Raw genomic sequence first — 12,472 nt, 5'->3', positions numbered from 1 at the left:
CCTTATTTAAGGGTTTCAGTCACATTGCCGGCCAACTGGAAGATGCCGATCACCACCAGAATCATCATGATTCCCATGGCCATCGAGGACACCCCAATAAGCGACTTCGCGATGGCCTCGACACGCTGGAGCGTTTGCTCCAGCCAGCGGTTGGAAAACCTTTCCATCGATTCGGCGAAGCCTTTGCGGGTGGCGAGCACTTCAAGAAAATGCATGGCCATGGGGTCTGGAAATTCATGGCCAGCAAGTTTCAAGGCGGTACCGAAGTTTTTGCCGGCACTGACACCGTAATGAATGGCGCTCAACCGTTCCTTGAGCCATGGAGATGCGTTGCGCTGCAGCGACTTCAATGCGTCGAGCTGGTTGATGCCTGAGCGCAACATCACGGCCATGTTGAGCAAAAAGATGGAACCGTGAAGCGCCTTGTAGACCGACCAAGGGGGAAGGCGCTCTGCTCGGACTCTCAGGACCTGGAGCAATTTATTCAACTGTAGCTTCCATGACGGGCTGGCGGCCGTGATCTGAAGCCCGCAAAATACCGGCAGGGTGAAGGTCGATACGAGGATGAAGATGACGACTGCGATCAGGGTCACCAGTCCGTAGTGGGTCACGAAATTCGATAGCGCGTAAAGAAACGCCGGCACACCTGTCCAGGCATCGGGATTGGAGCGCTTTGTCATTGAAGGCACCATCCACGCGGCGATCACATACAGCAGCGCTGCCATAACGCTCCACACCACCGAAGGGTAAACTGTGGCTGAGGCCACCAGCTTGCCGATCCTCTGGCGTACTTCAATAATCCTCACGCAATCTCTAAATGCCTGCACCAGGTTGCCGGTCTCTTCCCCGGAAGCGATCAAAGAGTTTTCGTCATAAGGCACCCAGCCTTCGCATGACACGCTGAACGACTTGCCTCCTTTGACCGATTGCGCGATTTCACGACAGGCAATCGAGACGGGATGCCGTTTTTGGCCGTTATCACTGAATGCTCGCGCAACAGTATTCAGGGCATCTTCAAGCGAAACGCCATCCCCATGAATGCCCATAAGGCTTTCATAGAACTGGATTCGCTCGTTCTTGCCGAACTGTTTGGCGTAGAAGGTTTCTGCCCAGCGGTTCAGCACCGCTTTGACTTCACTCAGCATGGGCGAGCTCCAGGGTTTGCCGGTCAAAGTCCAACGGTCCCACCATCATTTCGGCGTGACGTGGATCTACCAAACCTTGTTTGAGCTTGAGGATTGTGTGGGCAGTTTTGGTGATACCGCCCATTTCCTTCACCCAGTATCGACGTGCTGCACTGGCCCCTTTTGTATTGAAAACGTGCATGAAATTGTTGTCGGTGATGAGCGCCTCAGCGGCTACCGTACGATCAATGACGCCCAAACCTTTGCAGTGTGGGCATCCAGAACCTTTAAGGTAGGTCAGGTCGACCGCGTCCAGGCCGCGCAGACGTTGCACCAATGCACCGTTGAGCTGGTCCAGGTGAGCAGCGGCAGGTACACGGCAGTGAGGGCATAGCACGGGAAGCAAGGACTGATTGACGATGCTGGTCATCAGTGCGGGATCTGTCACGAGGTAGCGGTCTACACCCATGTCGATTAGCCGCTGAAGCCCTGCCACTGAGTTATTTGTGTGCAATGTGGAGGACACCAGGTGCCCGGTCATCCCACCACGGAAAGCCGCTTGGGCCGAGGCCAGGTCTCTGATTTCCCCATACATCAGGACGTCCGGATCGAGTCGCATCGTGTTGGTGATGCCGTCGCTCCAGGTTTCTCCTGAGCCCAAAGGGGACTGGTTGGCCATAATTGGATATTCGGGTGGATCCTCCATGGTCAAAATGTGTTTTGTGCCACCACACTCTTCATAGAGCAGGTTCAGGTTGACCTGCTGAGTCTTGGATTTGCCGGATCCTGTGGGGCCGGTGACCAAGTTCACGCCATAAGGAAAGCTGCGGATACGGCTGAACGCCTCAATTTGCTCAGGGAGGAAACCGAGAGCCTCAAGGGTCATTTTGGTTTTGTCGTCATACAGCAGACGTAGAACCATCAAAGGACCCTCTACGAGCGGCCTGGTGGCAACCCGGGCACCGAACAGACCAAGCTGATCCACGTAGGATCGTTTTATACGTGCGTCCTGGCTGACTTGTGGCTGGTAGTGGTCTTTCGCAACATCACACATGCTGTTGTAGAGGGATGAGCAGAGCTCAAGGCCCACCTGACTTTGATGCTGCTCTGCCTCCCACAACAGCCCGTGGATGCGAAAGAAGATCCTGGTGATGTCGTGACCCACCACAAAGTGAACATCGCTAGCATTATCCCGATGGGCCTTGCCCAGCAGCTGAACCACCTGCGCCTGGCGTTTGGTCTCGGTTGTCGAGAGGGCTCTTCCATTGGCGTCATCATTCGCCTGGTAGAGCGCCTTGATCGTGCTCATCGGGCAGATCTTGACTTCAAACTGATGATTCTTGTGTTCCAACTCATCCTCGAATGCCATGACATAGGCATCCGTTTGGTGCTGGGCGGACACATACAGAATTCCATCGCTGGTCAATGCGCACAGCTGACGTAACTCCGGTTTCAGCTCGAACGATCCGCCAGGCGCAGTGAGCAATTGCTGATGCGAATTCAGCAGCGCGGCAGCGGCCTCATCGAGAACTGCTTCCGCTTCAGTTTGTATTTCAGTCAAAGTCGTCATTGGTTCGAACCTCACCGCTGTCCTTGGATAAACCCGGGCAGCGTGGTGGCTGACGGGATACTGCTGGAGACCGGGTTGTTGGTGCTGGAAGTGCTTCCTGGTGGAACATTGGAAAATCCGAGGGGAAAGCGCTTGCCATCACGCTCGAGTGTCACGCTGTCCACGGTGAGGTTTGCCACGCGGTAGCCTCCTGGGAGTTCCCGGGTCGAGGCGTCTGCGTCCACTTCAAATCCGCTGCTGTAGAGCAACGTGGCACGAAGCCGCCTTGCGGAGCCAAATATGGCTTTGACGACCGGCAGTTGTTGCTGGGTATCAGTGGCGCGTGTGGCGGTAATAGGGGATGGGAGGAGGCCTTGAGGGGAGAATGAGGCTGGAGACTGAGCGGTTGAATGGTTGTCATCGCCATTGATTGACCGCTCAGCCTGAGCCCTTTCCGCCTGCGCTTTGAGGAGGATCGTCTGACTTTGAACGATGGCCAGCTCACCTACGTTGACACCGGAGACACTGTTTTCCGCTGCCCAGCCAATAGAGGATCCGGCAGCAATAACCAGGCAGAAAAACTGATGAATTTTACTTCGCATAAAGGTCACCTATAACTGACCATTCAAGATGGTCAGCTTTGTAATCAGCTTTGATTTCTGAAAGACGAAGCCCCTGACTTGGAGCGCCGGATAAAGAGTCGATTGGTGTAATACCTGTGGTGTAGCGCAGCTCGAATTGCTTCCATTGAGGAGGAGGTGGGGGGGGTGGAGCAGGCTGACCAGGTAATGCCGGCTGGATGGGCACTACGACCGGCACCTCTTTTAAAACGGGGCTTTGGCCGAAGCTGTGCAGCCAGGAAGACAAATTCGCCAGCATGACGATGGCTTCTTTTAGCGGTTCATCACCGGCTGCTGGTAAGGAAATGTCGAGTTTCAACGTTGCCGAATTACCGTCGTCAAAGAAGACCGGCCGATCAGCATAGTGGCCCTGAGTTGCCTGTATCAGTTCGTCGGCCGTGCTATTGCCCGTGCGTTTGTAAGATGACAAGACCTTTGCACCATCGCAGACGGCACTTGTGAACAACCAACCTTCAATGGATAGGGGCGACTGATAAATGCCGCTGCTGCATCCCTCAATGAAGTCTGTGACCGAAGGGCGTTTGGCCCAAGGGTGCTCCAGAGCCTGGGGCAATTGCTCCACGCCAGACTCTTGCTGCAGCCTGGCTAATTCTGCCAGGCGAAGTTGTTCAGCCTGGAAAGCTGCTTCTTTGGCTATCCGGTCCTGATGACTCTGCCATTGAAGCCACCCGATGATGCCGGCAGCGATCAGCGCACCAACAATCACCAGTTGCACCAACTCTGCTTTGGACAGCCCAAATACAAGTGGTCGAAGCCGGTATTCGCGTTTCAGGTGCGAGGGTTGCAGTAGCTCTTCCACGTCCAGTGGTTGACCACCCATTTCAAACTCTGTGGGCAGGTACTCTTGGTCGAAGTCGATGCCGCGACTGCGTTGCTGAACAACCCTGCGGCGAACCTCGGCACCTGTACCGATCATGTCGCACCCAGAGATCACCCCTCCTTGAAACACCGCGACAAGGGCGTATTGGTCAAGGTCAGCGTCCGTTCTCCAGGCCGCAATCCACGAGTCCCCCAACTGGCCTGCCAGGGTCGCTGCGAGCGAGTACATGCCTTTGGTGACTGCGTCACTGCGCGCAACGAAACCCGCCTGGATGATGGCCGGTGTTCTGCGAATGGCAACGATATCTAACTGGTGTTCACGGCCGTACTGCCGTGCTTCCCTCATGTGGCCGGTGACGCTGCCCAATGGATGCCAGCGTAGGCCTGTGACGAACGATTTTCCTCTGTGCTGCAGGACCTGGACCCGTGCAGAGCGTGTGCTTTTTACGATTTCCGCGACCATGACTTAACCCTTGAATGCGCTGCAACGCAGCAAAGGGCTGGGGCAAGAGCCCCACGGATCATTGGCGGCAGGAAAACTCAGGGCGCTAGGGCTTCCAGTGTCGCTATCAACAACAGGGGTAATCAGCACGACCAGCACGTTGTGATCCGTGCTGCGGATGCGACTACCGCCCAGGCCGAAGAATCCAGGATCACCGACACCGGATTTGGTCGCGTTTTCGCTGTTCTCCTCAAAGCCGGTCAGAACCAACGTTTGGCCGCTGCGCAATTTGACTTTGGGAGACAGGTTCCTGGTGTCGTAATCGACTGTCTGAACGCTGGAGCCGTTGCTGGTGAAGGGAGTGAAGGTGGGTTTGCTGCTCATGCTCAAAGTGACCATTAGCAGCAGGTTGTCCTGGTCGATAATGCGAGGAAGCAACATCATGTTGAACCCGCTGGTGATCGTTGCGGGAGTCAGCGATGTGGAAGATCCGACCGAGGCCGTTGTGGTAGTAGAGCTTGAGGCAATATAGCTTTGCACGTTACCGACTTGGATAGGTGCAGGCTGTAAATTCAAAGTTGTGATCGAGGGCGAACGGATGTTTGAAACGCGATACTGTTCAGATAGCGCTTTAATGATCAGATTCGAGCCAGCCCAAGGTGACTTGGAGGTATCTAAAACATTGAACGAGCTGGAGACCGCATTAGTGGTAATTCCAGTGGTGGCATTTTTTAGGGAAAAGCCCCACTTGCTGCTCAGATTAGTGTAAACCGCAGACCAATCTAGGCCTGTTTGATCCTTGTCGGTTAGTGTCACTTCAAAGACTTTGACATTGAACAGCACCTGGCGGGTGATGCTGCGGTTGAGGGAGGTCAAGTACTTCGAAACGTTGGAAAGAACCTCTGGGCGATCGCTTACCGTTAAGGTTCCAGTGGACCGAGAAAGGAACATACGACCCTGCGGCTGCTGGCTTAGCATCGCCTGGACGTTTTTTTCGATATCCCCGATCAGAGATGTCTTAATTGAGACGGTGGTGCTCTGGTTACTGCCAGACTCGCCCGAAGCGCCTGATGATGAAGATCCGCCACCCCCTCCTGAGCTGCCGCTGCCCGTGGATGTCAGCAAACCGGATTTCACAGTGCTTTCAATGACCTGATCATCACCAAAGGCCCAGACATCGAACGTTTTGGTATCGAAGTAGGTGACGTGCACGCTGCGATCATCGGATAAATAATTCCATGCTAGACCCTGTTGAGCGGTCACCTGATTCAACAAACCAGAAAGCTTGCCGCTGTACTTAATTGGGAATGTACGAGGCGCAAAGAGCCCATCCATACCCGAAGATCGGGCGTTGCTCGGCATGTTGCCGATGACACCGGCTGGCATGAAACTGGACAGATTATCCGGCGAGGCCATAACCGGAGGCGAATTAGATCCTGCGTTACCTTGATTGCGAACGGATAAGACGCTTGGATCGATCGCATCTGGAGCCACGATGACCGGAACGCCACACTCGCTCGTGATGTAGTTCGCGACCTCTGCGATCCCAACGTTGTAAGAAGGGCGATAAGTAATTTCGCAGTCCATGGCCAGCGGCAAACCGCGCTTGGCGACCATGGGTTGTTTTGAGACCCATGGCTTGTCACTGAAAACGACGGTTTCGCGTGCCGGGTCTTGTTGCTGATTTCGCAAGAAGCGGCTGTATTGGGAGGCGGTCGCTGCGTCGTTTTCGGCACGGCTGGCCGACTCATTCACGCGCTGCAGTGAGCAGGAGCTGATCAGAGCCATGACCATTAATGAGGCTGTGCCTCGAATCCAGAGGCGTACAGTCATCATTTTTTCCTCTCTGCGATATAAAGCACCAACTGTGCTGGGCTGCCGTCCACGACGAATGACCGAGGGGCTGAGTCGTACAGCGGAAAGATCTCTTTGATAGCATCCTCAAAGCTGCCTTCGAATCGAAGCGGTGCATCAATCGGGTAATCTAAGTCGTCGACCTTCCAGATAAGCGTCCACTTAGCCCTTGCTGCCCAGGCTTCCACGGTTTGCCGAAGTGTTGAGCCAGTGGTCGCCGTCCATATCTGGGCCAGCGGCTTTGGAGCGGTTACCACCGCGAGAGCAGGCTTTGGCGCGACTGAGGTACTTGGGGCAACGTTTCCAGACTTCCCAATGCTTGCAGGCTGAGTGGTGGAAGCGTTAAGCGGCGAGGTGACTGCCGGGCTCGATGTGGTTTTCCCGGAAGAGGTCGTAATAGAGCCATCCTTGGCGGGCACTGCTGGGGTAGATACTGGTGTTGCAGCTGCAGGTGCTGCAGTTGCGGTTTTTATCGGCGCCGGTGAGGGCACGGCGGCGACCACAACGTTGCTGGGCGTTCCGCCGCTGGTAGTGTTTTTCGGAGTCGCTGAAGCCAATGGCGTGGAAGGTGCGGGGGTAGCTGCCACTTGCATTGGAGCAGTGCGCGATGATTCCGGGAGCTGGTAACCAGGACGCAGTACGTAACACACCTGGCGATTCACTTCGTCCACCTTCACCTGCCAGGCCGGGCCTGCGAGTACTTGCAGCGTGTTACGCAGTGTCATGGGTCCAAGCTTGTACTGGGCCGCTGGGAGTGGTCGCGTGTAAAGGATGTTGACGTGGCCGGTGTCGGGCGAGCAGAGCGTGTAGCCGGAACGGTCCACGACGTATTGCATGGCATCGCGCACATTGGGGTGCATGTTGGCAGGAATGCTGATGTCAATGATCTGAGCCATCAGGTCACGCTGACCCGAGTCAGGCAAGGTACTGACCAGGGTGTAACGCCCATAGCGTACGACCGGTTCCTTTTCAGGCACGGCGCCGCTGGGGTAGAGGTCCGGCGTCAACATGTCCGGGTTACGGCTGCTATCAAACGCCGGCTTAGGCGTCTGTGGCGTGTGGGTTGCGCAACTGGCGACGAGCGCGAGTAGGGAGAGTGTGGTGAAGTGCCTGATCATGTGCCGAAAGGCCCCCTTTGATGATGGAGGCACAGTGACAGCCAGTGATTGGCGACGCAGTAGGAAATAGAAAACTGGGGCTGCCAGAAATTAACTTACGGTCCTGATGTATGGATGAAGTGGTTGAGCAGCCATCACTTGCTGGAAGCGCGGCTCCACGGCAAAAGCTTTTTCAGCAGTGATACCCATGCGGGCGTTGCATTCATTTCAAGATACAAGTCGAGTAACTTTTGCTCGGCATCGGCATGCTTGAGTTTTAGAACTCTACCGCTTTGAAAGTCCTTCCAGATCAGATGCGTTTGGTAGCGATCCATTTTCCAGCCCGCTGTGTCTTCGCGCCCGACCGAACTGATTTCTGGATTAAGATCAACCTTCAGAGCCATTGTCTGCACAATCAGTTTGAGCTGCTGGTAACACCGAAAAAAAGCGGTATCAACCTGGTAGTGGTTTATCGTCACGTTGTGAAGCTGGGACTTTTCCTGTTCGCCAAGGAAAAACTTCGCCAGGCACGTGCGGTGATTGCCATCTGCGCCAATGTAAAAATTAAGCCCGTCGACAGTGTTGTAGTAGATAGACGGTTGCCGGATGACGGATTGCAGGTAATAGCGGGGATCGTCCATCAAGTCTTGAAGGTTGTTTTTCATACGCTTGCCACTCATTAATACGCTCAGCCACGTCATACCCTGATAGTCCCAATGGTTGGTCCCGACGACGCGGTGAACATTAACCGAGCCTGACTCGATCCAGTAATGCAACGATAAAAAGTCCTTTTGTTCCTGTGGAAAAGCATCATCCCATTTCAAAAGCGTTTTCTCGGCCCATGCTGGGGGTTGATCGACCAGTCTGCGCACGAACTCAAAATTTAGGTTCATTAAGAGGGCATCATCTTGGGAGTTTGTTGGGCTGGGCACTGTGGGGGCCTCGTGAATATTTAACGTGAACTGGCTACGTCTGGTACGTCGCACTGAATTGAGCGTAGCAGCCAACTACCAGGCCCCCCGGCATCAGCGGATGCTGGCACCATGTCGAGGTGACAAAATCTCCCGTCAGGCGAGCGAGTTTGCGCCTTAACCAGTGTGGGAGATTGAGCGAACAACAGAACGCTCACCGCTTCGGATTTGACCCCGTAGAACTGAGCCGCAAAGTCAGCTGCCTGAATCGCGGGAGCGATAGCGGAAAGCCTGTTTTTTCTCATAGTTCTGCGCGTGGAATGCACAACCCGAGAGCAACAACGGTGCCAATATGGATACTGCGATGGTGATTTTTTTCATGGCGCCTCCCTACTCCTAGGACTTCTGAAAACAGCAATGGATTTGACGACGGCAATGCCGATTGCTTAGCGATGCCCGTTCAGCCTGAATTGAATAATTCGAGTAATTGGGATTTTCCATCGGAGGCAGGTCACAAGCTTGCGGACAGCTCGGACCGAGCATTGGCAGCAGCATCAGGTTCAATGAGGTCACTCGCGAGTTGTCGTTTATCCAGTAGCATTTGCCAGAGCATCTGATCAATGGTGTTCTCCACCAGCGGAATCTTCACCACAACCATGCGTAGCTGCCCATTCCGGTAGGCTCTATCCTCAGCCTGATCCTGTAGTCCTGGCGTCCAGGGCAGCCCCAGGAACATCACATAATTGGCAGCAGTTAGATTATTTCCGGTACCAGCGGCAGAGGTGGTCGCTGCGAACACTCTGGTGTCGGGATCGCTTTGAAAACGGTCGATCGCTTTTTGGCGTTTGCCCAGGGAGTCACTGCCTACCACGGTAACGCAGCCGTATCCGGCTTGTTCGCACTCAGCACGCAGCGTGCTGACGGTGTCCTTGAACTCACAGAACAGGATGACTTTGTCTTCCATATCCAGTTCGCACAGCAGCTCCATGACGACCCGAACTTTCACCTGCTCCAGCAACTGGCGCAGTGAGCCTAGCCTGGCAAGACTTGGTCTGTCTTCAAGGCGTGTCCGGTCGTATTCACGACGCTCCTCGACTGACAGCTCTACCGGCAAAGTCTGCCGTTGCTTACCCTTGAGCTCCGTGAGCACGTCTTTGCGGCGCCTAAGCATCCAGTCGCCAATCGCCTCTCGAAGGTTCTTGCGAAACTCTGGGCTGCCGGCGAACTGTTCGCAGAACTCTTTGAGTGACAGCTTCCCAACGGGATGGCCGGAAAGCCGCAATAGCGTGTGAAGTTCTGACTCTCGATTCAGGACAGGTGTACCAGTCAACAAATAGCGATTGGGCACCTTGGCGGCAATGTCGAAGCCATGGCGTGTCCACGCTGCGGTGGGCTCTTTCAGGCGGTGAGCCTCATCGATGATCATCACTTCAAAATGGCCGGCCTGCAGGACATAGTCGCCCAAGCGCTCGTAGTTAATGATGGTCCACTGCAACGAGGGATCGAAGACCTGCTGGCCTATTCTGGCTTCGGGATACACCATCTGGATTTCACGTTGCCAGTTGATGATCAGAGTCGACAAGGTGATGACGAGGATGGGGCTGTCTCCCGCTCGAATTGCGGCAGCGATGATGGCCTGGCGCGTTTTCCCAAGGCCCATATCATCTGCAAGTAAAGCGCTAGTCCGTTGCAGCAGATGCCGGATGCCTGCCGGTTGATGGTCCAGCAATGAATGCCCCGTCAACGCCTGGTCGATTTGCTCGCTAGTGAACTCGGTCCGCTCGATGGATGGCACAGCGGCAAGGTAAACGTCTGTTGAGACCTCTTCATTTCCGATTGGGGCTGCGCGCTCTTGCGGCGGACCTCCGAGGCTGATGCGGGTGACTTCATCGGCCGGAACAATGGATCCGTCGGTCAGCAGCTCCTGCACGGTGTCCAGGATCTCAAACTGATCTTCAGAAAGCCCCAACTCAAGAATGAGGTTGGAACGCACCAGTTCGGCGGTCGAATCAATGCGCCAAGACTTCGACTGGCCAAGGAACACGCCGTGCATACGTCGAGATACCGCGACGGCTCCAGGGTGATAGTCGCCCGACAGCAGAATGCCGCCCTGGGCCAGTGGAGCAATTCGAAACGTTAGACCCCAGGTGAATGCTTGCCGGTCTGGTGATTGTTGTGCTGCTGCAAGCTTTGCAGAGAAGGTCTGCCAGCTCTCGTTGAAACGGCCTTCCGTCAACTCCATCAGACGGTGGAAGAGCAGATCCAGGTCATCCAGCAATTTACCCTTGGGCATTCGCCAGTAGCGATGTTGAGGATGCTCCGCACGGCGTATGTAGAACCCATCACGCTCAAGAAACAGGCGGTTGGCCCCCTCGACGTACTGCAGCAGAATCCCGAAGTCATAACCGTCGAAAATAACCTTCTCGACCAGATGGGGCCGACTATTCAAAAGGCGCGGACGGCTCATGTTTTACTCAAACGCTGGTTGATCCATTCTGTGCACGCTTGAGCGTGCAGCTTTTTCCGGTTTCGATTTGTATAGCGGGGCATGGATAGTGTGTGGTCGGGCCATTCCAGGTTGACCTCGAGCTCACCTGATTTGATCTTTGCCCAAAACCATTGGTAAGCCCGGTCAACCCTTGAGCCCGACCTAGGTGTGCGATTGCGGAGCCCTCTCAGCTGTATCGTGACCAAGTGTTTAGAAGTCAATTTTGCCGGTGTCTTGCCCCAGGCACTCTCATCCATTTGGATTTCGGCAGAGGCCAATGATTGTCCGTTTTCGCGTACTGAAAAAAGACGGCAGTTGCCTCGATAAGCGCTGTAGTCGTAACCATCAATGCAATGGCCTAGCGCTCGATGTTCTGCATCAAGGTCCGCTGGGCATTTCAGCTCGACAATTTGCAGCCCATTCGGGCTTACGAGAAGTGTGTCGTTCGAATTAAGCAGCGTCCTCCAGGGCGTTGAAGAGTCCGCTTTTGTTTGGGGATCTGCGGCATCAAGAGCTTCACGTATGTCTATCAGTGCCAGGTGAAAGCCATCCACTAAGTTGGCGATCTGGTGATAGGTAGCAGTACCTATGAAGCTTTTGAGTTTTTGCAGTGCGTCACGGGCGTCGGGTCCGTCGCTTTCATCAACGCTATTAAAAACATCATTCAGATCTTGCAGCCTATCAGCAATTTGAAGCCAATCAGGGTTGGACCACTCTGTCGGACATCCTGAGAACAACCTGCTCCAGTCTTTTGTCTGCTCCAAAAGTTGATAGGGAATCTTATCCAGCAATGCAAAAAAGGTTTTCCAGTGCGTCTTAGTCGAAGGGCGGCGGTTGACCATTGCTGCTCCAAGCAGCAATCGATGCCACGGAGTATCCGGACCTTCACGGCTTATTCGCGTCAATGCGCTGCTGGTATCAAAAACGCGTTGTTGGCCCAAGTACCGAACTGATGTTCTTGGAGCTTGTAAGAGCCATGCCAAGATGTCGTTCAGGGGGAGGCCAGCGTCCGTGATACGGCCCACTAGGCATTCCCTGGATTCCACGCAGTAGTCGTCGTCGCGCAAGATAGGTCGAAACTCTTGAAGTTCATCCCATGGGCTTTCCAGGAAAATCTTTTGCTCTTCGTCCCATGGCCAAGGCCATTGGTTGGCCAAAACTAAGAGAGGGATTAGCACCGGTTGAACCTTGAGGGCTTGTAGTCGACGTACGCGGTCCCCTTGAGCCAGCCAGTTATAGAGCTTTGGGGAAGGGCACTGCGCTGAACGAATAGCGAATAGAAGTTCCTGGTCCAGGCACTGGCAATACTGCTTCAGCGTGCTGCCGATCTGTTTCAAGTAAAACTGCGTGCGCGGGTTGAAGTAACGATTGTTGCTTACCGACGCATCCGAGCCTTTGCGAATAAAACTACCCAGATCCTCAACCGCGAGCGCAACTGCTGCCGCTCGTGCAGACTTGCAAAACGACGTCAGAAGCACATCAGCAAACCAACGCCCCTTAAATCTCAGCAGCAGCTGCTGGGCTACCTGGACGGACGGCTTTTTTTT

General features: G+C 54.6%; 10 protein-coding genes. All 10 read right to left on the bottom strand.

Features of this window, described 5'->3' with window-relative positions; all coding sequences use genetic code 11:
- Window positions 1–2 precede the first annotated feature (2 nt).
- Entirely contained in the window at window positions 3–1,145 is a 1,143-nt protein-coding gene (locus A7D21_RS32600) for a type II secretion system F family protein (protein WP_069553715.1), read from the bottom strand.
- Window positions 1,135–2,694, bottom strand: coding sequence for a GspE/PulE family protein (locus A7D21_RS32595; RefSeq protein WP_069553714.1), 1,560 nt, complete (start codon window positions 2,692–2,694; stop codon window positions 1,135–1,137). Before A7D21_RS32595 ends, A7D21_RS32600 begins: the two co-directional genes overlap by 11 nt.
- A gap of 11 nt (window positions 2,695–2,705) precedes the next feature.
- On the bottom strand, window positions 2,706–3,275 hold the full coding sequence (gene pilP, locus A7D21_RS32590; RefSeq protein ID WP_069553713.1) for a type IV pilus biogenesis protein PilP: 570 nt from the start codon (window positions 3,273–3,275) through the stop codon (window positions 2,706–2,708).
- On the bottom strand, window positions 3,265–4,596 hold the full coding sequence (pilO2, locus tag A7D21_RS32585; protein ID WP_069553712.1) for a type 4b pilus protein PilO2: 1,332 nt from the start codon (window positions 4,594–4,596) through the stop codon (window positions 3,265–3,267). The genes pilP and pilO2 overlap by 11 nt, the downstream gene beginning before the upstream one ends.
- Before the next feature lie 3 nt (window positions 4,597–4,599).
- On the bottom strand, window positions 4,600–6,408 hold the full coding sequence (locus A7D21_RS32580; protein ID WP_069553711.1) for a PilN family type IVB pilus formation outer membrane protein: 1,809 nt from the start codon (window positions 6,406–6,408) through the stop codon (window positions 4,600–4,602).
- Complete coding sequence (locus A7D21_RS32575) at window positions 6,408–7,547, bottom strand: TcpQ domain-containing protein (RefSeq protein WP_069553710.1); 1,140 nt, start codon at window positions 7,545–7,547, stop codon at window positions 6,408–6,410. Before A7D21_RS32575 ends, A7D21_RS32580 begins: the two co-directional genes overlap by 1 nt.
- A gap of 134 nt (window positions 7,548–7,681) precedes the next feature.
- Complete coding sequence (locus A7D21_RS32570) at window positions 7,682–8,419, bottom strand: hypothetical protein (protein ID WP_069553709.1); 738 nt, start codon at window positions 8,417–8,419, stop codon at window positions 7,682–7,684.
- A 273-nt stretch (window positions 8,420–8,692) separates the two neighbouring features.
- Window positions 8,693–8,818, bottom strand: coding sequence for a hypothetical protein (locus A7D21_RS36430; protein WP_256556938.1), 126 nt, complete (start codon window positions 8,816–8,818; stop codon window positions 8,693–8,695).
- A gap of 130 nt (window positions 8,819–8,948) precedes the next feature.
- Window positions 8,949–10,904, bottom strand: coding sequence for a DEAD/DEAH box helicase (locus A7D21_RS32565; protein ID WP_069553708.1), 1,956 nt, complete (start codon window positions 10,902–10,904; stop codon window positions 8,949–8,951).
- Window positions 10,901–12,472, bottom strand: a 1,572-nt coding sequence (locus A7D21_RS32560; protein ID WP_256556937.1) for a hypothetical protein, incomplete at its 5' end; no start/stop codon positions are given. The genes A7D21_RS32560 and A7D21_RS32565, both read right to left, overlap by 4 nt.

This window comes from Pseudomonas sp. AP19, assembly GCF_001728855.1.
Classification (GTDB): Bacteria; Pseudomonadota; Gammaproteobacteria; order Pseudomonadales; family Pseudomonadaceae; genus Aquipseudomonas; species Aquipseudomonas fluorescens.
The sequence above is the reverse complement of the archived record's forward strand: the minus strand, read 5'-3'. Positions and strand labels throughout refer to the sequence as shown.

Coding starts and splice junctions, on each gene's coding strand:
- A7D21_RS32600 (WP_069553715.1), bottom strand. CDS start 1,145: ATGCTGAGTGAAGTCAAAGCGGTGCTGAACCGCTGGGCAGAAACCTTC.
- A7D21_RS32595 (WP_069553714.1), bottom strand. CDS start 2,694: ATGACGACTTTGACTGAAATACAAACTGAAGCGGAAGCAGTTCTCGAT.
- pilP (WP_069553713.1), bottom strand. CDS start 3,275: ATGCGAAGTAAAATTCATCAGTTTTTCTGCCTGGTTATTGCTGCCGGA.
- pilO2 (WP_069553712.1), bottom strand. CDS start 4,596: ATGGTCGCGGAAATCGTAAAAAGCACACGCTCTGCACGGGTCCAGGTC.
- A7D21_RS32580 (WP_069553711.1), bottom strand. CDS start 6,408: ATGACTGTACGCCTCTGGATTCGAGGCACAGCCTCATTAATGGTCATG.
- A7D21_RS32575 (WP_069553710.1), bottom strand. CDS start 7,547: ATGATCAGGCACTTCACCACACTCTCCCTACTCGCGCTCGTCGCCAGT.
- A7D21_RS32570 (WP_069553709.1), bottom strand. CDS start 8,419: ATGAACCTAAATTTTGAGTTCGTGCGCAGACTGGTCGATCAACCCCCA.
- A7D21_RS36430 (WP_256556938.1), bottom strand. CDS start 8,818: ATGAAAAAAATCACCATCGCAGTATCCATATTGGCACCGTTGTTGCTC.
- A7D21_RS32565 (WP_069553708.1), bottom strand. CDS start 10,904: ATGAGCCGTCCGCGCCTTTTGAATAGTCGGCCCCATCTGGTCGAGAAG.